This window comes from Bacillus sp. EB106-04-02-XG92 (genome assembly GCF_058791995.1).
This window is the reverse complement of the sequence record NZ_JBYTEA010000002.1, coordinates 493,303-515,745: the sequence shown is the minus strand read 5'-3', so window position 1 is coordinate 515,745 and position 22,443 is coordinate 493,303. Positions and strand designations below refer to the sequence as shown.

Sequence of the window (22,443 nt, the reverse complement as noted above, 5' to 3'; positions counted from 1 at the left end):
CATGAGGATATATGGGTTATGTAGGATTATTACTTTCGGGTGCAGCTTTATTTTTAAATAGTCTCGTTATATTAGGAAAAGCAGAGATGAAAAGTGCGGGTGTTTTTAATTTATTTGTGGGTGCACTACAAATTATTATCCCGTTCTATTTGATCATGATTTCTGACCAAAGCAATTGGACGGTATATTCATATGCAGCTACTTTCTTATTTGGATTAACCTATTTATATGTAGGTGTTACTTTTATAAAAGGAATGGATAGTAGCGGTCTAGGATGGTTTTGTATTTGGGTAGCAATTATTGCTTTATTCTATATGGTTGTTTCATTTGTTCAATTCCACGATGTTGTTAATGCATTAACATGGTTTATGTGGGCATTACTTTGGTACTTATTCTTTGTATTAAATACACAAAAAAAGAATATCAATCAATATCTTGGAAGAATTGCCTTCGTACAATCATGGGTAACATTGACGTTGCCTTCGCTCTTTTATTTTATGGGAGTATGGGGAGAGGGATTCGTATATGAGCTATGGGTTTATGTATCTGTAATTTCTATTTTATACTTCTGTTATTGTATTTATAAATATCGAGTACGTTAATATATTTTCTGTAGAAAAGCATGGAATCGTTAAACGAATTTCATGCTTTTTTTATATTAGCATTTATAATAGAGAGGGAGTATTTTACAATTTATCAAAATGGGGATGATGAAATTGAAAAAAGTATTGGTACTAGGGGGAACAAGATTTTTTGGTAAACATTTAGTAGAAGCACTTTTGCAAAATGGACACGATGTAACGATTGCGACAAGAGGAATTACGGAGGATTCTTTTGGTAGTAGAGTAAACAGATTTATTGTAGATAGAGAAGATGGAAAACAACTAGCAGAGTGTCTAGAAGATAAAAGTTATGATATCGTATATGATAATTTATGCTATAGTTCGAATGCGGCGAAGATAATATGTGAAGTATTACAAGGAAAAACGAAGAAATACGTTATGACATCTTCAATGGCCGTCTATGAACCTGCAATAAGCTTATCAGAAGAAGACTTCAATCCGTACGAGTATGTTATTACATATGGGGATAGGAAGGATTTTAATTATGGTGAAGGCAAGCGATTAGCTGAAGCTGTTGTATTTCAACAAGCAACATTCCCAGTTGTTGCAGTGCGTTTTCCAGTTGTTATTGGAGAAAATGATTATACGAAAAGATTACAATTTTATGTTGAGCATATTGTAAGGCAAGAACCTATCGCTGTGAATCATTTAGATGGAGAGTTGTCATTTATACATGAAAAAGAAGCAGGAGAATTTTTAGCTTGGTGCGGGGTGGAAAGTGTAGAAGGGCCAATCAATGCTTGTAGTAATGGAGTAGTTTCTACTAGAGAAATCATTCATTTCATAGAAGAAAATACGGGAATAAAAGCACTTGTTCAAGAAGTAGGAGATAATGTAGCACCTTACAATGAAGTGATTAATTGTACATTACACAATGGAAAAGCTAGTGAATTAGGATTCCCGTTTCGAGAGTTGAAAATAGACATAGAACAAGTATTACTTTATTACATACAATGAAATAATCATAAATCCCCCGGTGGCAATCCGGGGGATTCTGGAGGATTTCGACAATACTAATTTTACATTACCAAATTTACCTTATACGCACGACTAATGTTTTTGTGATTGAATTGCTTGTAAATACTTTTCGTTTACCCGGTCCCAGTTCACTGTATGCCACCAATTGGTAACAAATTCTGGGCGCCGATTTTGATACTTTAAATAATAGGCGTGTTCCCATACATCGATAACGAGTAATGGAATTTTACCTTCTTGCAAAGGTGTATCTTGATTGGGTGTACTCATAACGGAAAGTTCCTCACCGTCCATAACAAGCCATCCATAGCCACTTCCAAAACGACTAATAGCTGCTTTGGAAAGTTGATCTTTTAAGTTGTCAAAGGTATTGAAATAATAATCAATTACTTTTGCAACGTCTCCATTAGGCTCACCGCCACCTCGCGGGCTCATTACTTCCCAAAAAAGACTATGACAATAGTGACCACCACCGTTATTTCTTACAGTTGTAACAATTTCCTTTGGTAAAACGTCTAAATTACATAGTAACTCTTCTAAAGACTTATTATGTAATTCCGTATAGTTTTCTAAAGCGGCATTCAAATTATTTACGTATGTCGCATGATGCTTTCCGTGATGAATAGAAAGTGTATTGCTATCAATATATGGCTCTAGTTCATCATAGTCATATGAAAGTTTTGGCAATTGAAATGAAGACATGACATTTCCTCCTTTCTCATTAAAAGTTGGTCTAGGTAAAAATAATTTACCTGAGTCAAAAATACACCTATTTTTTACATAAGTCAATAGTAATCTCTTTAATTTTCTGAAAAATATTACAATAAAAGTAACACTTCGACTTTCATTTGTGACTCTTATTCTTTTTGCTTATACTGTAAAGTAGTAACGTTTTGTTGGAATAGAAGGAGATCGTTTATGAGTAAAACGAAACAATTAATAGAGGAAGCGAGTCAGTTTATTAGGATTTGCTATAAAGAGCTTAATAAAGAACAATTCATGGAAGAACGCATGAAAGAAATTCAAGTTGAGATAGAGAAGACGGGGACGTATGAGCATACATTTGAAGAACTTGTTCATGGATCGCGCATGGCATGGCGCAATAGTAATCGATGTATCGGAAGACTATTTTGGAGTAAGATGCACATATTAGATGCACGTGAAGTAAATGATGAGGAAGGTGTATATAATGCATTAATTCATCATATTAAATATGCAACGAATGACGGAAAAGTAAAACCGACCATTACAATTTTTAAGCAATATCAAGGTGAGGAAAATAATATAAGAATTTATAATCACCAATTGATTCGATATGCAGGATATAAAACAGAGATGGGAGTGATTGGTGACTCTCATTCCGCTGCGTTTACGGATTTTTGTCAGGAGCTTGGCTGGCAAGGAGAAGGCACGCATTATGATGTATTGCCACTGGTGTTTTCTGTCGATGGAAAAGAACCTGTATATAGAGAAATTCCTAAAAAAGAAGTGAAAGAGGTACCGATTGAACATCCAGAGTATCCAATCTCATCTTTAGGAGTAAAGTGGTATGGAGTACCGATGATTTCAGATATGCGTCTAGAGATTGGTGGTATTTCTTATACCGCTGCTCCGTTCAATGGATGGTATATGGGTACGGAAATTGGGGCCCGTAATTTAGCGGATCATGATCGTTATAATTTACTGCCAGCCGTTGCAGAGATGATGAATCTCGATACTTCTAGAAATGGTACGTTATGGAAAGATAAGGCGTTAATTGAATTGAATGTGGCTGTTTTACATTCCTTTAAAAAACAAGGAGTTAGTATTGTGGACCATCATACTGCTGCACAACAATTTCAGCAATTTGAGAAACAAGAAGCCGCTTGTGGACGGGTTGTAACAGGGAATTGGGTGTGGCTCATTCCACCGTTATCTCCAGCTACCACTCATATTTATCATAAACCGTATCCGAATGAAATTTTGAAGCCGAATTTCTTTCATAAATGATACTTAGTATAGTTTTTTTCTGCGAAATATAATTTTTTTAATTACTGTTACGTAGCAAATGGAAGCCTTTACGCTCGGTTTTTTTGGAAGGAGCTTTTTGAACGAAGCAGTTCCTTATGTTATAATCAAATTTCTGTTTCGAAGACCTTATAGAAATATAAGGTCTTTTGTTTTGCTTTTTTATGTAATAGGAATAGAAATTTTCTTTTAAATAAGAGATTTAGCATATTTTTAGGGACAACATAAGTGTGTAGAAAATCGATAAATTATTATGCTTATATAATCATTATGTTTTGGGTGTAAACGATAAAACATAATAAAGTTGTTTTTTTAGATTGCTGAGGAAGGAGGAAGTATAAATGAGAATGAAGAGTCGAAAAACAGATTGGCCTGTATTTCTTATTAGTGGTGGCTCACTTTTATTATTTGTAATTGCAGTTATTTTAAATAAAAGTTACGTAGAGGGAGTCATTAATAGAAGTTTTGCAGCTTCGATTAAATATTTTGGTGCCTTTTGGCAAGTTTTATTAATTGGTACATTCGTTGTGGCAATGTGTATGGCGTTCTCGAAATATGGGAGAGTTAAACTTGGGGGATTAGAAAAACCTGAGATTAGTACGACAAAATGGCTCGCTATTATTATGTCTACATTACTTGCCGGAGGTGGCGTTTTTTGGGCAGCCGCAGAGCCGATGTACCATTTGATGACGGTGCCACCGATACATGAAGGTATAACTGCTGGAACGCAAGAAGCGGTAATGCCTGCTTTAGCACAAAGTTATATGCACTGGGGGTTCCTCGCTTGGACGATTTTAGGTACAATTAGTGCGGTAGTTATGATGTACGGACATTATCATAAAGGTATGCCGTTAAAACCTCGAACGCTTTTATATCCTATTTTTGGAGAGAAATTGCGAAAGAGTTGGCTTGGAACAATGATTGATGTATTTGCCATTATTGCGGTAGCTGCAGGGACGATTGGTCCAATCGGATTTTTAGGACTACAAGCAAGTTATGGGCTACAAGCATTGTTTAATATTCCTGATGTGTTTACGACTCAATTAGCTATTATTGTTTGTGTAGTAGCTGTTTCTACTATATCTGCGGTAACTGGTATTGATAAAGGGATTCAAATTATAAGTAATTTAAATGTTAGGTTAGCAGTTTTATTAATGCTATTCGTATTACTGTTTGGACCAGGTGGATTTATTATTGATTCATTTGTTTCTTCGTTTGGATTTTATATAAATGAATTTATTCCAATGAGCACATATCGTGGTGATACAGGTTGGTTAGGATCGTGGACAATCTTTTTCTGGGGATGGTTTATTGGATACGGACCGATGATGGCAATTTTAGTGAGCCGTATTTCAAGAGGAAGAACAATCCGAGAAATCATCGTTGCAATTGGAATTATTGCACCTATTATTACAACATTTTGGTTTACTATACTAGGGGGATCAGGTGTATTTTATGAGTTAATGAATCCTGGTTCTATATCGACAGCATTAAGTGAATCTGGTATGCCAGCGGCTATGATTGCAATTACAGAGCAACTGCCACTCTCTAATATTATTGGACCCGCGTTTCTTTTATTAACAATTTTATTTGTAGTAACAACAGGAGATTCAATGGCGTATTCGATTTCAATGGCAGTGACTGGAGATGGAGACCCTAGAATTAGTTTGCGAGTGTTTTGGTCGCTTATTATGGGAACAGTTGCAGCGATTCTTTTATACATGGGTGAGGGAAGTATTAATGCGTTGCAATCATTCATCGTAGTAACAGCTGTCCCGGTATCCATTCTATTATTCCCAATGCTATGGTTAGCGCCAAAAGTTGCAGGGGAATTAGCTTTAAAGCAAGGTATTGTAAAAGAAGAAGAGAAAACCTCCTTCTTGTTCCAAAAAGCTAGTAAATCAAAATAAAGAATTGTATTTATATAAAAAGAGGAAGCATCTCATTTGAGATACTTCCTCTTTCCTATTTATCCAACTATGTTTCTTGAAGGATATAGTTTCAATCTATTCTAATACTTTATCTTTCGTCTCTGGAACACATAATAGCATCGTAACTAAACCGATTGGATAGATAATGAAGATGAGAGATAATGCTCCCATTAAATTACCACCTGCAGCAAGCAATCCAATAATAACCGGTCCAAATCCAGCTAAACCACGTCCTGTACCGAAAATAAAGTTTTCTGCTGTAGAGCGAGCTTCAGCAGGATAGTTTTCAGCTAAAACTGCTCCGAATCCTCCCATCATGCCATTTGCAAAAAATCCAAGCAATGCGCTTCCCCATAACAATAATGTTGAGTCTGTGAATAAGAAGAAGTAAATGAGACAGTATATAGTACCACCGACATAATAGATTGTAAAAGTTTTACGGCGACCAATTTTATCGGCTAGAATACCGAAAGTTGCAATCCCAATTAGCATGCCGATCGTAGAGATGAACATCCAACCGCTCGCCTTTGCTAATGTGTAGTTATATTTATTTGCTAAAATAGTTGGCATCCATGTAAAGATGCCATAATATCCGAAGTTCTGGATAAATGACATAATAATAAGACCAATTGTTGTTATCGTTACTTTTTTATTTGCAAATAACTTTCGAAGTGGGAACTTTTTCATTTGCTTTAGTTGTTCTGTTTCAGTAGTTGTTAAATTACCTTCAACCTCTTTTTTTAACAACTCTTTTTTGTATCGTTGTTTTTGTTCCCATATTTTCGGTTCACTTAAACTTTTGCGTACATAAACAGCTAATAGAGCGGGAATGAGTCCGAATAAGAAAACAGCTCTCCATCCAAAATGCGGGACGATAAATGCTGGAAGGAGTGAAGCGACTAGTACGCCAAATTGCCATCCAAGTGCAACAACCGATGTCGCCTTAGCGCGCATTTCTTTCGACCATGTTTCAGTTACGATGGCCATCCCAATCCCGAATTCACCACCAACTCCCATTCCAACTAAAAAGCGAAGAATTAATAATTGCCAATAATCTGTTGCGAAATAAATGAGTGCTGTTGCGAGTGAGAACAGTAAGATTGTGAAGGCCATTGTACGGATACGTCCAAATAAATCAGCGATAAATCCAAACAAATAGGACCCGATTAGCATCCCTATTGTAGTAGCTAATGTTAAGTTTCCACCTTCAACAGGGCTTAAATGAAATTCTTTTAAAATGTAGACGAGTACGAAAGATAAGAGCAACATATCTAAGCCTTCTGCTGCATATCCTAGCGCAGAACCAAATAATGTTTTATATCTTTTCTCTTTCGTCTCCTCTGTTGTTGATTGTACATCAGTAGTGACGTTCATCATTACTCCTCCTTGTTTTCTTCTACAGTCGCTATGGAAGAATAACAAAAGGCCTTCTCAGCTGATATGATGAGAAGGCCAAAAAGTCATACGTATCCCTAAAAAAGGACATACGTATAGTATATTCCGACTTCCTTCTCAACCTCACGGGGTTGGGTTAAAGGACTGTATTATATTACTTTATTTTTAGCACTCTTCTATTACATTGTCAAATAAAGAGGGAGTTTTTATGTGTAAAATATTTCAAAAGATATTTCATTCTCCTTGACGTCCACTTCATTATTTTCCCATAATAAAACTAACTCATATAAAAAGGAATGAATCACAGATGCTAAATTTAGTACTTATGATGATTGAACGTGTCGGACTTATTGTTATTTTAGGATTTTTACTTTCTCATATTAAAACGTTCAGACGCCTACTTCATAAGCAAGATGGATATGTAGATAAGCTTAAGCTTATTTGTATTTTTTCAGTGTTTACAATTGTAAGCAATTACACAGGAATTGAAATTGCCGGGAATACAATTATGAAAGAAAATTGGCTACAAGGCGTTTCATCATCTAGTACCATTGCGAATACACGTATTATGGGTGTTGGAATTAGTGGATTGCTTGGTGGTCCTATCGTCGGCATTGGAGTAGGGTCGATTGCGGGTATTCATCGTTATATGCTTGGCGGGACGACAGCGCTAAGCTGTGCAATTTCGTCAATTTTAGCAGGTATTATAACAGGGTATATTGGATACATCTTTAAAAAATATAATCGTACAATTACACCTAAATTTTCAGCGGTTTTAAGTGTGTTTATCGTTTCGTTAGAAATGATTATGATTTTATTAATTGTAGAGGATGGAATTAGCATCGTGAAAACAATTGCGATACCAATGATCCTTGTAAATAGTTTCGGAAGCTTTATTTTACTTTCTATGATACAAGCTATTTTGCGCCAAGAAGAAAATGCGAAAGCTTTGCAAACGCATAAAGTATTACGAATTGCTGACAAAACATTACCATACTTCCGCCGCGGATTAACAGAAGATTCTTGTAAACATGTGGCACAAATTATTCACCGCTTTACGGGAACAGATGCGGTATCCTTAACAGATACAGAGAAAATATTAGCTCACGTTGGATTAGCATCAGATCACCATATTCCTTCACATAGCTTAATAACTGGTTTATCGAAAGAAGTGTTGAACACAGGGAAAATAATGAAGGCGAAATCGCGTGAAGTTATTAATTGCCAGCATGAAAGGTGTCCATTACAAGCGGCGGTTGTTATTCCACTTACTTCACATGGGAATACGATAGGAACATTAAAGCTTTACTTTAAGAACTCTAATCAATTAAGTCGTGTGGAAGAAGAGTTAGCGGAGGGGCTGGCAAAAATATTCTCTACACAGCTTGAGTTAGGTGAAGCAGAGTTACAAAGTAAGTTATTGCAAGATGCAGAAATAAAAGCGTTACAAGCACAAATCAATCCGCACTTTTTATTTAATGCAATTAATACCGTATCGGCTTTATGTCGAACAGATGTAGAGAAAGCGAGAAAATTATTATTACAGCTTAGCGTGTACTTCCGTTGTAATTTGCAAGGGGCACGCCAATTGCTTATTCCATTAGAACAAGAGTTAAATCATGTACATGCATATTTATCGTTAGAACAAGCGAGGTTTCCGAATAAGTATGAAGTGAAGATGTACATTGAGGAAGAGCTAAAGACGACCTTAGTTCCACCATTCGTACTGCAGTTATTAGTTGAAAATGCATTGCGCCATGCTTTTCCGAAAAAGCAGCCAGTGTGCCAAGTTGAGATACATGTGTTTGAAGAAGAGGAGATGGTTCATTTTGAAGTGCAAGATAATGGACAAGGGATTGAGAGTGAACGTCTAGGACAATTAGGAAAAATGGTAGTTCCATCAAAGAAAGGGACTGGAACGGCTTTATATAACATTAATGAACGACTTATCGGGTTATTTGGGAAAGAGACAATGCTTCAAATTGAAAGTGAATTAGAGCAAGGGACAAAAATCTCCTTCGTAATCCCGAAAAAAGTAGGGGAGGAAAAACGGAGTGTTAAAAGTATTAGTAGTTGACGATGAAATGTTAGCACGTGATGAATTGAAATATTTATTAGAACAAACGAAAGAAGTAGAAATAATTGGTGAGGCTGATTGTGTAGAAGACGCATTAGAAGAGCTAATGAAAAACAAACCAGATATCGTTTTTCTAGATATTCAGTTATCTGATGATAACGGATTTGAAATCGCAAATATATTAAAGAAAATGAAAAATCCACCTGCAATTGTGTTTGCGACTGCCTACGATCAATACGCGCTGCAAGCGTTTGAAGTAGATGCGTTAGACTACATTTTAAAGCCATTTGATGAAGAACGTATCGTACAGACATTAAAGAAATATAAAAAGCAAAAACAAATAAAATTAGAAACAAAACAGGAAGTAAAGAGTGTAGATGTAACGACGGAGATGCATAAATTAGCATTACCAATTGAGGAATCGATCGTACTTGTGAATATTGAAGATATTATATATGTAGGACTTGTGGACGGAAAAGTGACAGTAAAAACGATGAAGGAAACATATGTAACACATGATACACTTGTCATTTTGGAAAAGAAGTTACCGCAAGCAAGTTTTATGCGTGTTCATCGTAGTTTTATTGCAAATATTAATCATATTACGGAAATACAACCGTGGTTTAATTCTACTTATAATTTAATTATGAAAGAAGGATCAAAAGTACCCGTTAGCCGTACATATGCAAAAGAACTCAAAAAGCTGCTTCGTATTTAAGAAGTAGCTTTTTGCATTTCATCTGCCTATTTTTGTAACTAATTTTGTATATTCGACGTTCTAATGTGTAAACGCTTACAGTTTCGTTTGTATCTTATACAATAAAGGTACCAAATCGAAAGAGGTGGCCAAAATGAGTACGAAAAAAGTATATAGTTTCTTATCACAAGCATTCATATTTTCAGCTATTATGTTAGTTTCTAATATTATTGCAACACATTTACCAATTCCAATGCCTTCATCGGTGATCGGATTAGTCATTTTATTTAGCTTATTATGTTTAAAAGTTATTAAATTGGAGCAAGTTGAATCACTTGGAACAGCTTTAACAGGTATTATCGGATTCCTTTTCGTCCCATCAGGTATTTCAGTTATTAATTCTCTTGGTGTAATGGGACAATATTTTGTACAAATTCTAACTGTAATTGTTGTAGCAACAATTATTTTACTCGCTGTAACAGGGCTATTTGCACAATTCATTTTAGGAAAAGAAGACAAACAAACAGAAGATACGAAAGAATTGAAAGTAGTAAATAAAGGACGCAAGCACGGAAAAGTTGCGTAACGAATTTAGCGTATATATTGTTAGGAGGGAATGAACATGGCAAGCACAATGACTCCATATTTCGGAATTGTAGTTTCATTGATCGCATACGGAATCGGAACATTATTATTTAAGCATTCAAAAGGATTCTTCTTATTCACACCATTATTCGTAGCGATGGTATTAGGAATTGTCTTTCTAAAAGTAGGTAATTTTACTTTCGAAGAATATAATACTGGTGGAAAAATGATTAGTTTCTTCTTAGAACCAGCAACAATCGCGTTTGCAATTCCATTATATAAACAAGTGGATAAGTTAAAAAAATATTGGTGGCAAATTTTATCGGCTATCGTAGTTGGATCTATTTGCTCAGTAATTGTCGTATTCATTGTTGCAAAAGCAATTGGTTTAGATACAGCAGTAATGAATTCAATGTTACCACAAGCAGCAACAACAGCAATTGCGTTACCAATCTCTGAAAGTATTGGTGGTATACCAGCAATTACATCGTTTGCAGTTATTTTTAACGCAGTTATTGTATACGCATTAGGAGCATTATTCTTAAAAACATTTAGAGTAAAACATCCAATTGCAAAAGGTTTAGCACTTGGAACAGCAGGTCACGCATTAGGAGTGGCAGTAGGGATTGAAATGGGTGAAGTAGAGGCAGCTATGGCAAGTATTGCTGTAACAGTAGTTGGGGTTGTAACTGTAGTTGTCATACCGATGTTTATGCCATTCATTGGCTAGTAAAACTTACTTAAAAAATGAGAAAAGCAAGCTATTTGTAGGACAGATTTCTACTGATAGCTTGCTTTTTATGTTACAGTAGTGGTAAGACCTATATTAAAAAGGTAAGTTTCCTTAAATCTTCATTAATACTGTGGAGAATACGTTTTGAATTAGGTCATTGTATTGTAAAATAAGAAGTAAGCTACTATAAGGTCTGCTAAGAGAGACATATAATAAGCTTATAAAAATCTTTATATGAATGAATAATTAAAGGTAGAGAAGAGAGAAAAAATCTACTTATTAACGTTTTACTTTATAGGACAGGAGAGAGTACTCGTCGATTATGCAAATAAAAAACCTGTTTCAAAGCAAAGGATTTCAGAGGTTACTCGTATTAGTAATACTTGCTCTCGTGTTATACGGGCTGCAAAGTATGTTGAATTTAATTTTAATTACGTTTATTCTCACGTATTTAATGGATCGATTCCAAAAGTTTATTTCCCGCAAATTAGATCATTTCATGCCTATTAATCGAAAAATTATTATAGCGTTTCTATATGTAATGTTAATTGGTGGAATTGCCATTACGCTATTTAAATATTTACCAGTATTAACGATACAAATTTCACAACTGATTTACCAATTCAATGTATTTTTAAGAAACCCACCAGATAGTGAACTAATTAAGTATGCAGTTAATGCTGTCAATCATATGGAGCTTTCTAAATATGTAGGACAAGGCGTAGACATTTTGTATAAATCGATTACGAATGTTGGTAAATTTGGCCTTCAAGTTTTACTTTCTTTAATTTTGAGTTTGTTTTTCTTATTAGAAAAATCTCGTATTGTCGGTTTTACTGCAAAGTTTAAAGAAAGCAGGCTTGCAATTTTCTATACTGAAATTGAGTACTTCGGCAAGAAATTTGCACGTTCATTCGGAAAGGTAATCGAAGCACAATTTTTAATTGCAGTAGTTAACTGTATTCTATCCGTTATTGCACTATCAATATTAGGATTCCCGCAATTATTAGGTTTAGCGTTAATGATCTTCTTACTCGGTTTAATTCCAGTAGCTGGGGTTATCATTTCGTTATTCCCGCTTTGTATGATTGCTTACAATATCGGCGGTATTATGTACGTTGTGTATGTTCTAGTTATCGTAACAGTCATCCATGCGCTTGAAAGTTACGTGTTAAATCCAAAGTTCATGTCCCAAAAAACAAACTTACCGATTTTCTATACATTTATGGTATTAATCTTCTCAGAACACTTCTTAGGTGTATGGGGATTAATTATCGGTATTCCAATCTTCATTTTCTTATTAGATGTATTAGATGTGACAAGTGATGAAATGGAGAAGGACGTTGGAAAAAAATAAAGTGAAGTAAAGAAAAAGCATCGATGTTCGATGCTTTTTCTTTTATAACATGACGTTCCTTATGCCATACTGTAAGAAGAACATAGAATAGGGGTGAAAGAATGGCTGTAAATGAAAAGGTAGAGTTAGCTACGTTTGCTGGAGGGTGCTTCTGGTGTATGGTTTCACCATTTGAAGAGATGGAAGGAATTATAGAGGTTGTTTCTGGCTATACAGGTGGTCATAAAGAGAGTCCAACATATAAAGAAGTATGTTCAGAAACGACAGGACATTATGAGGCAGTACAAATTACATTTGATGCAAATAAAATGCCGTATGAGGAGTTATTAAATATATATTGGAGACAAATTGATCCGACTGATGTAGGTGGGCAATTCCACGACCGCGGACAGTCTTACGAAACAGTGATTTTTTATCATAATGAAGAACAACATAAAAAAGCAGATGCTTCAAAAGAAGAGCTTGCAAAGAGTGGACGCTTTTCAAAGCCAATTGCGACAAAAATATTGCCAGCAGCTACGTTTTATCCAGCTGAAGACTATCACCAAGGATATCATAAGAAAAATACATTCCGCTACGAGCTATACCGTAAAGGCTCGGGACGAGATGCTTTTATTAAGCAACATTGGCCAAAAGATAATGCTCATTTAAAAGAAAAACTAAATGAGATGCAGTTTTATGTAACGCAGGAAAATGGTACAGAACCACCATTTCGAAATGAGTATTGGAATCATAAAGAAGAAGGGCTTTATGTAGATATCGTTTCAGGAGAACCGTTATTTACTTCTTTAGATAAGTTTGATAGCGGGTGTGGATGGCCTAGTTTTACGAAGCCAGTTATGTCAGCTAGTGTGAAAGAAAAAATGGATGTAAGTCATAATATGACGCGTACAGAAGTGAGAAGTAAGGAAGGAGATTCACATCTTGGGCACGTATTTCCAGACGGTCCAGGACCAGAGGGTCTTCGTTACTGTATTAACTCCGCAGCCCTTCGATTTATTCCAAAAGAGGAATTAGAGAAAGAAGGCTATGGTGATTTCCTAATCTTGTTCGGAAACAAAAAATAACCTCGCATTTAGCGAGGTTATTTTTTGTTATTTTGCTTTTTTCTTTTTGAACTTGCTTAATACTTCATAAACGATTGGAACAATAAGAAGTGTTAATAACGTTGAACTTGTTAATCCACCGATTACTGTTACACCAAGTCCTTTAGAAATTAAGCCGCTACCTTCAAATCCTAATGCAAGCGGGATAAGAGCCCCGATTGTTGCAATTGCAGTCATTAAAATCGGGCGAAGGCGTGTTGCACCAGCTTCTAATAAAGCTTCACGTGTTGATAGACCTTCATTTTCTTTATGAATAACGCGATCGATAAGCACGATTGCGTTTGTTACAACGATACCGATTAACATAAGCGCACCAATCATTGCAGATACACTTAATGTTTCACCAGAGATTAATAAGGCAACAAGTGCTCCGATAATTGTAAATGGTAGCGAGAATAAAATTGCGAATGGTGCAAGGGCACCGCCAAATGTAACGACAAGAACGAAGTATACAATGGCAATCGCAGCTAACATCGCTAAGCCAAGTTGCTTGAATGATTCTTCAATATCTTTTGTAACGCCGCCCATAGAAACATCTACGCCAGAAGGAAGATCCATTTTATCTACTTCTTTTTGAACAGCGGCAGATGCTTTTGAAACATCATCAGATGCTAGTTTTGCGCTTACTTCCGCATAAACACGACCGTCGCGGTGTTTCACTGTATTTGAAGTTTCTCCTTCTTTTACAGTCATCACATCTTTCACAGCCACTTCATTACCAAGTGGTGTTGTAAGCTTTCGATTTGTTAAGTCATCGATTGTTTCGTAATTTTGTTTTTCAGCTTCTACATATACATTGACGTCTTTGCCGTCTTTTTTAATTGTTGTCAGAACAGGGCGATCATGTTGATTAGAAAGGCCCATTCCAATTTGCGCCGCCGTTAGACCCATTTTACTTAGTTTTTCCTGATCTGCGACTAAAGTGTACTCTGCGTACGTTTTTGCAATACTAGAATCTATATCTTTTAAGTCTTTATTTTTCTTCATGATATTTTGAATATCTTTTACGACAGGCTTAATGTCTTCCGAGCTATCCCCGTAAACGTATAGTTTAATTTCATTACTACCGCCACTTGCCCCGAAATCTTGGTTTTTCCATTCGCCTTTTCCGGACATCTTCTGTAAATCTTTAACGACTTGTTCTTTTTCTTTTTCGAAGTTTTTCGTGTCGTTATCATATTGCACGAAGAACATTGCCTGGTTAGATTGACCAGGACTCATTGGATTTTCGCCACCTAATGAGAATTGAATTGTTTTGACGTCTTTATTATCTTGGAAATGCTTCTCAGCTTTCGTTGCAATTTTTTCAACGTCTTCTAACGTTTGACCTGGTTCAGGGTTGTACGTTGCAATGATCATTTTTTCTTCTTCAGATGGTAAGAAGCTTACACCGATAACTGGCACAAGTGCAAGACTACCAACTAATAGAAGGACAGCGATACTTGATGTAATGATTTTATGATTTAAAGCCCATGCAAGTATACGTTTATACCCGTTTGCTAATTTACTTGGTTTTTCTTCATGATGTACTTCTTTTTCCCTCATGCTCTCTTTCTTAAATAAAGAGTGAGCTAGCATTGGTACGATTGTAACTGCCACTAGTAACGATGCTAATAAAGCGAAGACAATAGTTAAGGCGAATGGTAAGAACATTTCACCAATCATACCTTTTACTAGTCCAAGCGGTAAAAATACAGCAATCGTTACAATGGTAGAAGACATAATTGGGATAAACATTTCCTTCGTAGCTTCACGAATTAAATCTTTCCCGCGCAACTTTTCTTCTGATAACGACATACGTCGGTAAATATTTTCAATAACAACAATGGAGTCATCCACAACGCGCCCGATAGCGACTGTCATTGCTCCGAGTGTCATAATGTTAAGTGTAATATCCATTTGTTTTATGACTAATACAGCAATTAATAAAGAAAGTGGTATGGAAACGACTGAGATTAATGTTGTTCGGATATTTCGTAGGAACAGCATAATAATAACAATCGCGAAGATAGCACCGAAAATAGCTTTGCTCAGCATTGTTTCTACTGATTTCTCAATAGGTGCCCCCTGGTCGAATGTTGAAATAATCTCTAAGTCTTTATATTTTTTCTCAAGTTCTTTTACTTTATCTTTCACTGCATTTACAACATCAACTGTATTCGCATCAGCAGCTTTTACAATTTGAATTCCAATTGCTTCTTTTCCATTTGTACGGGAAATAGATTCTGCTTTTCCGACTTCTTTAATGTCAGCAATTTCGTCTAATGTAACTGTCGGAATCCCGTTCATAGCGGCTGGATTCATTTGCGGCATTTGTGCACCAGCGCCAGCATTTTGACTACCTTGACCGCTCGGCGATGAAGGCATAGCCGGGATCTTTAATTCTTTTAACGCTTTCATTGTTGTAATATTGCCATCTACAACAACGGATTTTTCCGTGTCTTTAAATGTATATAAGCCAAGTGGTAAAGATACGTCCGATCCTTTAATTACATTCTTTACAGTATCTTCACTTAAACCTAATTCTTTCATCTTATCTTTCTTGAAGACAAGTTGTACTTCATCTACTTGTTGACCTGAAATTTGAACAGATGCGACTCCATCAAGTCCTTTTAATCCTGGAACAACATTTTTTTCTACACTTTCAGTTAAGGTAGCTAAAGATTCATTTTTACTTGCTACGCTTAATGAAATAACAGGAAAGGCATTGAAGTTTACACGTGAAACTTTCGGATCCTTTACGCCTTCTGGCAGTTTCACATTTGCGAGTGCTTCTTTAATTTCTGTTTCAGCCTTTTCCATATTTTTATCAAAATCATATTCTACTTGAATAGAAGATGCATTTTGAAAAGATGATGAACTAACAACGTTTACACCACTTAAATTTTGCAGTTGCTCTTCCATCGGTTTTGAAACTTTATCAGCTACTTCTTCTGGTGTAGCACCAGGATAAACCGTGGTTACTGTTACAACAGGTGTTGTAATATCAGGAATTGTTTCCAGCTTCATATTTAGCCCAGAATAAATACCTGCAATGGTAACGATAATGGTTAGTAGCCAAACTGCGAACTTATTTTTTAACGAAAAATTAATAATTTTGTTCATGTTTGCGCTCCCTTTGTATTATATTGACCAACTGGTCAGTCTAATACATAATATAACTGACTGATTGGTCAGCCGTCAATGAAAAGGGATGGTATAATACATTCATAATAAGATGCGAGATTAAATTTAGGAGAGACATGATATGAAAGAAAAAGAGCGTTTAATTATAGAGATGGCTATGAAGTTATTTGCGACTAAGGGTGTAAATGCGACATCAGTGCAGGAAATTGTGACGGCTTGTGGTATATCTAAGGGAGCTTTCTATTTATACTTTAAATCGAAAGAGGAGCTTTTATTAGCAACACTTCGATATTACTATGACAAGATTCAAAATAAAATGATGGATATTGAAAAAGAGTCGTTATTGCCACGTGAAAAATTTTCAAAACAATTGCATTGCCAGTTTAATGATATACAGAAGCATAAAGAATTTATTATTATGCATGCGAGGGAAAATGCTATACCTTTTAATAAAGAAGTAGAAGAGTTTATGATGCGGATGAAGTTAGAGTCTCACGCATTTTATCGGAATAGTTTACTGTCTATTTATGGTGACAAGGTTATGCCGTATTTATTAGATTTGGTCATTATAGTAGAAGGCATATGCCGTGGATATTTAGAACTAATTATTTTACAAGCGCCAGAAATAGACTTATCTTATGTTGCTGCTTTTATTTTGAAAAGAGTAGATCATTTAGTAGATGGATTGGTAGAATCTTCGGAAGAACCCGTGCTACATGAAGAAAGACTTGGAGAATTTCTTTGTAAATCCGAGCTTATTAAGGAACAGGTTAAGGAACATTTTTTAAAAGAAATCATTGTGTTTAAACGTACATTAGCTGATCAATTAGAAGATGAGGAATTGCTTGTTACGCTAGATGTTTTGGAGGCAGAAATGAGATTACCAAATCCAAGAATTCCAGTTATCCAAGGAATGTTGTTTAACTTAGAGGCATACCCAACTTTAAAAGAATTTCGTTTGAGGCTTATGAGCTATTACAACATAAAAAGGTAACAATGATCGTTTTCATTGTTACCTTTTTTATTATGCATTCACTTTTTCTTTTGTTTGTGTAGTCTCTTCTTGCTCAATATTGATTGTCTCTTTTACGATATAAATCGGACGGTTCTTACTTTCGTCATAAATACGAGCAATATATTGGCCAACGATTCCAAGACCAAGTAACTGAATACCGCTAAAGAATGTAATAGCGACCATAATAGATGCCCAACCTGTTTGCGTGCCAGTGCCAATAATTTTCACAGTGATTGTATATAGTAAAACAATTATTGAAATGAGAACAGATAATAAGCCTAAAGTCATAACGATACGTAACGGTTTTGTTGAAAATGCAATAATGCCATCAGATGCAAATTTAATCATTTTCTTTAATGGGTATTTTGTTTCGCCAGCAAAGCGCTCATCGCGTTCATATTCAACATACGTTTGACGGAAGCCAACCCAAGACATCATACCGCGGATAAAGCGATTGCGCTCAGTCATTTGATTGAAAACATCAGCTACTTTACGATCGATGATTCGGAAATCACCAGTATCTTTTGGGATATCGATATCAGACATGTAGTTTAAGAATTTATAGAAATATTTAGCTGTTAAAAGTTTAAACCAAGTTTCACCTTTACGTTGTTTGCGTTTTGCATAAACAACTTCATATCCTTCTTCCCATTTTGCAATAAGTTCAGGAATAACTTCAGGTGGATCTTGTAAATCAGCATCTATAATTACGATAGCGTCACCTTTTGCAGCAGCAATACCAGCTGTAACAGCTACTTGATGCCCAAAGTTACGTGCGAAGTTAACGATTTTTGTTCGGTAATCGTTTGCCGCAATCTCAGATAAGATCTCCATTGTACGGTCTGTGCTACCGTCGTTTACAAAGACAAATTCATAGTTAATATTATTTTGAAGCATAACGGACTTTAGACGGTTATAACATTCCTGTGCTACTTCTTCCTCGAAGTACATAGGAACTACAACCGAAATTAATTTTTGCATGTTGTATCCTCCGTAATTTTAATAAGTTTTTTAAGTTTAATTAGTGGCCTTTTCAGTTTGGTTGAATGTCCAAATTTTATTAAGGACAAAATTGATAACCATTCCGACACCAATTGCGAAGATTTGTGCAATTAATGCATTAAAGGTAAGTTTATCTACTAATATAAATAAACATAATGTATTAAAAGCCAATACAATTAAATTTACAGTTAGAAATTTAAAGAACATTGACGTGCTTTTATTATTAGGTTTAAACACCCAATTTTTATTCCAATAGTAGCTATTGGCAACACCAATTAAATAGGCAATGGTATTCGCAATAAGGTAGTTCATCCCGAATTTTAATAATATCCAAAAGCTAATAATTGTAATGAGTGTATTAAAGATTCCTACTAACCCAAACTTTAAGAGTTTCTCCATAATAGTATCCTCAACTTTATAAAATATATAAATAAAACAGGAAATGTAGAAAGGTTTTCCTACATAACAACTATCAATTATAGCATAGTTTATATTGAAACGTTAATGCAATTGAGTAAATCTAATGTTTTGATAATTTAAACGTATAATTGGAAGTATATACTTATTTTTATAATCGTTTATTCAATTATTTTAATGTGAAGGGTTTAATATGGAAAACTCAACCTAATCCATGTATAGTGATGTGTGATGTGGTTTGTACGTTATTATCGGGGATACTTGAACATTTATTAAGATGATAAAGTTCTTCAGTTTTATACAGTATATAACGGCATTTTTGTACCAATGTTTAAAGGAGTAGATTGTATTGAAATTATTTTTAAAAGGGTTATCGACTCTTTCTACACGTGCAGTATACATGATATATGTCTTTTTTGCCTCAATATTAGTTGTGGATTATTTTTCAGATACGCAAAAATATAATTACACAATGATAGTAACTGGGGTTGTATTTTTATGTACAATTGGGTTTTATGTACTTAGAAAAAGTTCTTTATATATAGAAAAATTAAATGAGAAAAAATGCTTTTTTGTGTTAGTAATTATTTGCTTAGCAGTTAAATTAACTTGGGTTCTTACATACAAAATTCAGCCATTAGTTGATTATGCTACATTTTATTATACTGCAGAAGCATTGAGTAAAGAATTTGTTATTGATAATAATTATATTGCATTATTTCCCCATATTTTTGGTTACGCCTCATTTTTAAGTATTTTCTTAAAAATATTTGGAGCTAGTCATATGGTAGCGCCTATCGTAAATGTTGTTTTAACTACAATATCAATGGGGTTAATATATGTTATATCTAGAAAAATTGGTGGAGTTAGAACAGCTATAACAGCTAGTGTTTTATGGATAGTATTGCCTTCACAAACGATTTATAACATGTTTGCATTGTCAGAGCCGTTGTATTGTACAATACTATTATTAATTTGGGCAGTTATGATAAGTGTTCATGAGAAGATTCACAATATAAGTATAAAAAAATTACTTGTGTACTCAATTTTATTAGCGGCACTACTTGCATTAATGAATATGGTACGACCAATTGCAGCTGTTCCAATTATAGCCCTAGTCATATGGTTATTTATTATCAACACGAAGCACATAGGAAATAAAAAAATATTATTAAATAAGGTAGTATATGTAGGGGTTATCGTTATTGGATATGTTATTTTTTCCTCGGCGATCAATCAGTATATAACATTACGTTTAGGTGAAGAGATAGCATCAGCACCAGGATATAATATTTATGTAGGATTCAATCAGGCGGAATCTGGGAAATGGAATATGCCAGATGCAGAATTGTTGTTTGAGTATAATAATAGACCAGGGTGGACTGCTGAGGATTCTCAACAAAAAATGCTAGAAGAGGCGAAGAACAGAATACTAAACGACAATATCGATTTTATGAAATTATTTTCGGATAAATTCTTTGTCTTTTTAAGTGAAGATAGTGCGGCAGTTTCTTACGCCGAGCCTGCACTAGATAATGTAGTAAGATATACCGTGGCATCTAATATTTTTTATTACTTCTTAATTGTGACTTCAATATTAGGTGTATTAATAATGATAAAAAATAAAACTAAATCTATTCTATTTATGATTTGCTTATATACAATAGGGTTAACAATGGCGCAGTTATTAGTAGAAGTGGCATCAAGATATCATTATTCGGCTACAATACCTATGATAATTTTGTCCGCCTTTGGTATAAATTACGCTTACAATAAAAAAGAAAATATAGATATAAATAAAAAGGCATGAGTTCGGTATTGCACCGGGCTCATGCCTTTTCTATTTGTTTTCGATTATTTTAATAATCAAATACTTATTAATTAAAGTTAAACTTTTGAGGACTTTCTGTTCGATATAAATCGATAGCATAAATATAGCCCGTAACTTTGAATAATCGTAAAGCTCGGAATGATGAAGTATCGGTATCTTGTTTGGTATTCAATTAAGAAATGAACCGTTATGTAACCGATTATCAATAATAAAAATAGTGTATAATGCGTGTTATTTTGCTTAGTCAATACGAGATAAAGAAGGGCTAATGTGCTAAAGAACATAGCTGTAATGTACATATACTTTTCATATTTCGTAAGGTCATCTTTTAAAGTAATCATATCATTATCTGTGTTCCCAAGTGTCAGTAAACTCCATAATGGAGCGGAGTCATAATCTGCCCACATGAGTGTGAACTTATCACCAAATAAAGATAAAACTTTTTGTGGATCAGCCAGTCGTTCTTGAATTAGCTTCTTTTCAGCAGCTTTGCGTTCTTCACCGATTTCAAGGGACATAATATATTCTGCATCTGCTGCAGAATAGCCACCCTTTGTTTCATGGTTAAACCCTACTGTGAATTTCCAGAGAGGATCACGGTTAGATAGCGGATATTGTGTAATTCCAGCAGATATAAATGAATAACTTATAATGTAGTGTACAAGGTAAAATACGACGAAAATTCCACAAAGTTTTTTAATGGAAGTGAAGATATCTTGTTTTGATTTACCTAACATACCTTGTAAAAAGACATAAATAGTTACTGCAATTAGGATGATAGCACCGAGCGGGCGCATTATATCACCTAAAGAAAGCGAAATCCCTATAAAAATCCACATATATTTATGACTTAAGCCTTTTGTAATTAGTAAATAAAACCCAAGATAAAATAAGAAGGTAGCCAGATGTTGATTTGTTAGGACTGAGCTTAATACGATGCTTGGGATATAGATTGCATATAGTAAACCAGCCACACGTCCAGACCACTCGTTAAATATGTGAGAAGTTATTTTGTAAATGAGTAATGTTGTTCCTGTACAATATAATACGTTTAAGAACTTTAGAAGGAAGGTTCCTTCGCCAAATAAATTAATAATAAAAGCTTGGTACATTGTGAATCCAAGTTGATAAACCCATGAAGTATAATATGTACTTTGGGCAAAACTAAAATCTCCTTTAGTTGCTTGCACGGCACCATTGTACATCATAGCAAAATCTGATTCGACAGGAGTTTGGATATTAAGAACCCAGATGAATCGAATAGAGAAAGCTAAAATGATAAGTGAAATAGTGAATATTAGTTTTGACATATATTTGTTAGAAATATAGCCAACTAATAAAAATAGAAGTCCTATCATAATAATAATTGGGACTATAATAAGTAAACGAGTGTTGGCTTGTTCTCTAACTACGTATACTGATTGCCATGTAATAGCTGCAGAAATAATGAGACATAGCACTAACAAGGATTTCACACAAAATGTATTAAGTTTTAGAAAAAATGGACTTTTCATTATAAGTAAAAACTCCTTATTGAATTTAATTGCTATTTTAAGGGGAAATCCT

General features: G+C 34.7%; 18 protein-coding genes. 12 read left to right on the top strand and 6 right to left on the bottom strand.

The genetic code is table 11. The features are described 5' to 3' along the window. The first annotated feature begins 11 nt into the window (after nucleotides 1–11). A complete protein-coding gene (locus tag AC3WVA_RS08570) occupies nucleotides 12–602 on the top strand; it encodes an AmiS/UreI family transporter (protein WP_000542569.1) in 591 nt (196 codons plus the stop codon). A gap of 105 nt (nucleotides 603–707) precedes the next feature. After that, nucleotides 708–1,580, top strand: coding sequence for an NAD-dependent epimerase/dehydratase family protein (locus AC3WVA_RS08565; RefSeq protein ID WP_492321861.1), 873 nt, complete (start codon nucleotides 708–710; stop codon nucleotides 1,578–1,580). A 93-nt stretch (nucleotides 1,581–1,673) separates the two neighbouring features. On the opposite strand, the gene sodA is transcribed toward AC3WVA_RS08565, so the two are convergent. Next, nucleotides 1,674–2,300 (bottom strand): superoxide dismutase [Mn], encoded by a 627-nt coding sequence (gene sodA, locus AC3WVA_RS08560; RefSeq protein WP_195756030.1) that lies wholly within the window; start codon nucleotides 2,298–2,300, stop codon nucleotides 1,674–1,676. Between the two features lie 216 nt (nucleotides 2,301–2,516). On the opposite strand from sodA, the gene AC3WVA_RS08555 reads away from it, so the two are divergent. Together AC3WVA_RS08555 and AC3WVA_RS08550 are read left to right on the top strand one after the other, a co-directional pair. After that, the gene (locus AC3WVA_RS08555; RefSeq protein WP_098344637.1) at nucleotides 2,517–3,587 is read left to right on the top strand and encodes a nitric oxide synthase oxygenase; all 1,071 of its coding nucleotides are present in this window, start codon (nucleotides 2,517–2,519) and stop codon (nucleotides 3,585–3,587) included. 359 nt (nucleotides 3,588–3,946) lie between these two features. Continuing rightward, nucleotides 3,947–5,515, top strand: a complete 1,569-nt coding sequence (locus tag AC3WVA_RS08550) for a BCCT family transporter (RefSeq protein WP_098344638.1) — start codon at nucleotides 3,947–3,949, stop codon at nucleotides 5,513–5,515. Between the two features lie 96 nt (nucleotides 5,516–5,611). Here AC3WVA_RS08550 and AC3WVA_RS08545 read toward each other — a convergent pair whose 3' ends face one another. Beyond that, on the bottom strand, nucleotides 5,612–6,910 hold the full coding sequence (locus AC3WVA_RS08545) for an MFS transporter (RefSeq protein WP_071757057.1): 1,299 nt from the start codon (nucleotides 6,908–6,910) through the stop codon (nucleotides 5,612–5,614). 328 nt (nucleotides 6,911–7,238) lie between these two features. On the opposite strand from AC3WVA_RS08545, the gene lytS reads away from it, so the two are divergent. From lytS to msrB, 6 genes are all read left to right on the top strand, one after another. Further along, nucleotides 7,239–9,008, top strand: coding sequence for a two-component system sensor histidine kinase LytS (gene lytS / locus AC3WVA_RS08540; protein ID WP_098344639.1), 1,770 nt, complete (start codon nucleotides 7,239–7,241; stop codon nucleotides 9,006–9,008). Then, on the top strand, nucleotides 8,986–9,726 hold the full coding sequence (locus AC3WVA_RS08535; RefSeq protein WP_048527958.1) for a LytR/AlgR family response regulator transcription factor: 741 nt from the start codon (nucleotides 8,986–8,988) through the stop codon (nucleotides 9,724–9,726). Before lytS ends, AC3WVA_RS08535 begins: the two co-directional genes overlap by 23 nt. A gap of 133 nt (nucleotides 9,727–9,859) precedes the next feature. After that, nucleotides 9,860–10,291 carry an antiholin-like murein hydrolase modulator LrgA gene (gene lrgA / locus AC3WVA_RS08530; RefSeq protein ID WP_098344640.1) on the top strand — a complete coding sequence of 144 codons (432 nt, stop codon included), beginning with the start codon at nucleotides 9,860–9,862 and terminating at the stop codon, nucleotides 10,289–10,291. A 36-nt stretch (nucleotides 10,292–10,327) separates the two neighbouring features. Next, entirely contained in the window at nucleotides 10,328–11,020 is a 693-nt protein-coding gene (gene lrgB / locus AC3WVA_RS08525; protein WP_000168869.1) for an antiholin-like protein LrgB, read from the top strand. 325 nt (nucleotides 11,021–11,345) lie between these two features. Then, nucleotides 11,346–12,380 carry an AI-2E family transporter gene (locus tag AC3WVA_RS08520; protein WP_098344642.1) on the top strand — a complete coding sequence of 345 codons (1,035 nt, stop codon included), beginning with the start codon at nucleotides 11,346–11,348 and terminating at the stop codon, nucleotides 12,378–12,380. 101 nt (nucleotides 12,381–12,481) lie between these two features. After that, nucleotides 12,482–13,447: a peptide-methionine (R)-S-oxide reductase MsrB gene (gene msrB, locus AC3WVA_RS08515; RefSeq protein WP_098344643.1), complete on the top strand. Its 966-nt coding sequence runs from the start codon at nucleotides 12,482–12,484 to the stop codon at nucleotides 13,445–13,447. A gap of 27 nt (nucleotides 13,448–13,474) precedes the next feature. On the opposite strand, the gene AC3WVA_RS08510 is transcribed toward msrB, so the two are convergent. After that, nucleotides 13,475–16,591, bottom strand: a complete 3,117-nt coding sequence (locus tag AC3WVA_RS08510) for an efflux RND transporter permease subunit (protein WP_417902368.1) — start codon at nucleotides 16,589–16,591, stop codon at nucleotides 13,475–13,477. Between the two features lie 142 nt (nucleotides 16,592–16,733). On the opposite strand from AC3WVA_RS08510, the gene AC3WVA_RS08505 reads away from it, so the two are divergent. After that, on the top strand, nucleotides 16,734–17,606 hold the full coding sequence (locus AC3WVA_RS08505) for a TetR/AcrR family transcriptional regulator (RefSeq protein WP_098344645.1): 873 nt from the start codon (nucleotides 16,734–16,736) through the stop codon (nucleotides 17,604–17,606). A gap of 30 nt (nucleotides 17,607–17,636) precedes the next feature. Here the strand turns inward: AC3WVA_RS08505 and AC3WVA_RS08500 are convergent, their stop codons facing one another. Together AC3WVA_RS08500 and AC3WVA_RS08495 are read right to left on the bottom strand one after the other, a co-directional pair. After that, the gene (locus tag AC3WVA_RS08500) at nucleotides 17,637–18,608 is read right to left on the bottom strand and encodes a glycosyltransferase family 2 protein (RefSeq protein ID WP_048527965.1); all 972 of its coding nucleotides are present in this window, start codon (nucleotides 18,606–18,608) and stop codon (nucleotides 17,637–17,639) included. 36 nt (nucleotides 18,609–18,644) lie between these two features. Continuing rightward, nucleotides 18,645–19,028, bottom strand: a complete 384-nt coding sequence (locus AC3WVA_RS08495) for a GtrA family protein (RefSeq protein WP_000413281.1) — start codon at nucleotides 19,026–19,028, stop codon at nucleotides 18,645–18,647. Between the two features lie 367 nt (nucleotides 19,029–19,395). Between AC3WVA_RS08495 and AC3WVA_RS08490 the strand changes: the two genes are divergently transcribed. Beyond that, the gene (locus AC3WVA_RS08490; protein WP_098344646.1) at nucleotides 19,396–20,856 is read left to right on the top strand and encodes a glycosyltransferase family 39 protein; all 1,461 of its coding nucleotides are present in this window, start codon (nucleotides 19,396–19,398) and stop codon (nucleotides 20,854–20,856) included. A 77-nt stretch (nucleotides 20,857–20,933) separates the two neighbouring features. Here AC3WVA_RS08490 and AC3WVA_RS08485 read toward each other — a convergent pair whose 3' ends face one another. Next, nucleotides 20,934–22,391, bottom strand: a complete 1,458-nt coding sequence (locus AC3WVA_RS08485; protein ID WP_098344647.1) for a glycosyltransferase family 39 protein — start codon at nucleotides 22,389–22,391, stop codon at nucleotides 20,934–20,936. Nucleotides 22,392–22,443 lie beyond the last annotated feature (52 nt).

Excerpts from the sequence above, each read along its gene's own strand:
- AC3WVA_RS08570 (WP_000542569.1), top strand. The coding sequence starts at position 12 with ATGGGTTATGTAGGATTATTACTTTCGGGTGCAGCTTTATTTTTAAAT.
- AC3WVA_RS08565 (WP_492321861.1), top strand. The coding sequence starts at position 708 with ATGATGAAATTGAAAAAAGTATTGGTACTAGGGGGAACAAGATTTTTT.
- sodA (WP_195756030.1), bottom strand. The coding sequence starts at position 2,300 with ATGTCTTCATTTCAATTGCCAAAACTTTCATATGACTATGATGAACTA.
- AC3WVA_RS08555 (WP_098344637.1), top strand. The coding sequence starts at position 2,517 with ATGAGTAAAACGAAACAATTAATAGAGGAAGCGAGTCAGTTTATTAGG.
- AC3WVA_RS08550 (WP_098344638.1), top strand. The coding sequence starts at position 3,947 with ATGAGAATGAAGAGTCGAAAAACAGATTGGCCTGTATTTCTTATTAGT.
- AC3WVA_RS08545 (WP_071757057.1), bottom strand. The coding sequence starts at position 6,910 with ATGAACGTCACTACTGATGTACAATCAACAACAGAGGAGACGAAAGAG.
- lytS (WP_098344639.1), top strand. The coding sequence starts at position 7,239 with ATGCTAAATTTAGTACTTATGATGATTGAACGTGTCGGACTTATTGTT.
- lrgA (WP_098344640.1), top strand. The coding sequence starts at position 9,860 with ATGAGTACGAAAAAAGTATATAGTTTCTTATCACAAGCATTCATATTT.
- lrgB (WP_000168869.1), top strand. The coding sequence starts at position 10,328 with ATGGCAAGCACAATGACTCCATATTTCGGAATTGTAGTTTCATTGATC.
- AC3WVA_RS08520 (WP_098344642.1), top strand. The coding sequence starts at position 11,346 with ATGCAAATAAAAAACCTGTTTCAAAGCAAAGGATTTCAGAGGTTACTC.
- msrB (WP_098344643.1), top strand. The coding sequence starts at position 12,482 with ATGGCTGTAAATGAAAAGGTAGAGTTAGCTACGTTTGCTGGAGGGTGC.
- AC3WVA_RS08510 (WP_417902368.1), bottom strand. The coding sequence starts at position 16,591 with ATGAACAAAATTATTAATTTTTCGTTAAAAAATAAGTTCGCAGTTTGG.
- AC3WVA_RS08505 (WP_098344645.1), top strand. The coding sequence starts at position 16,734 with ATGAAAGAAAAAGAGCGTTTAATTATAGAGATGGCTATGAAGTTATTT.
- AC3WVA_RS08500 (WP_048527965.1), bottom strand. The coding sequence starts at position 18,608 with ATGCAAAAATTAATTTCGGTTGTAGTTCCTATGTACTTCGAGGAAGAA.
- AC3WVA_RS08495 (WP_000413281.1), bottom strand. The coding sequence starts at position 19,028 with ATGGAGAAACTCTTAAAGTTTGGGTTAGTAGGAATCTTTAATACACTC.
- AC3WVA_RS08485 (WP_098344647.1), bottom strand. The coding sequence starts at position 22,391 with ATGAAAAGTCCATTTTTTCTAAAACTTAATACATTTTGTGTGAAATCC.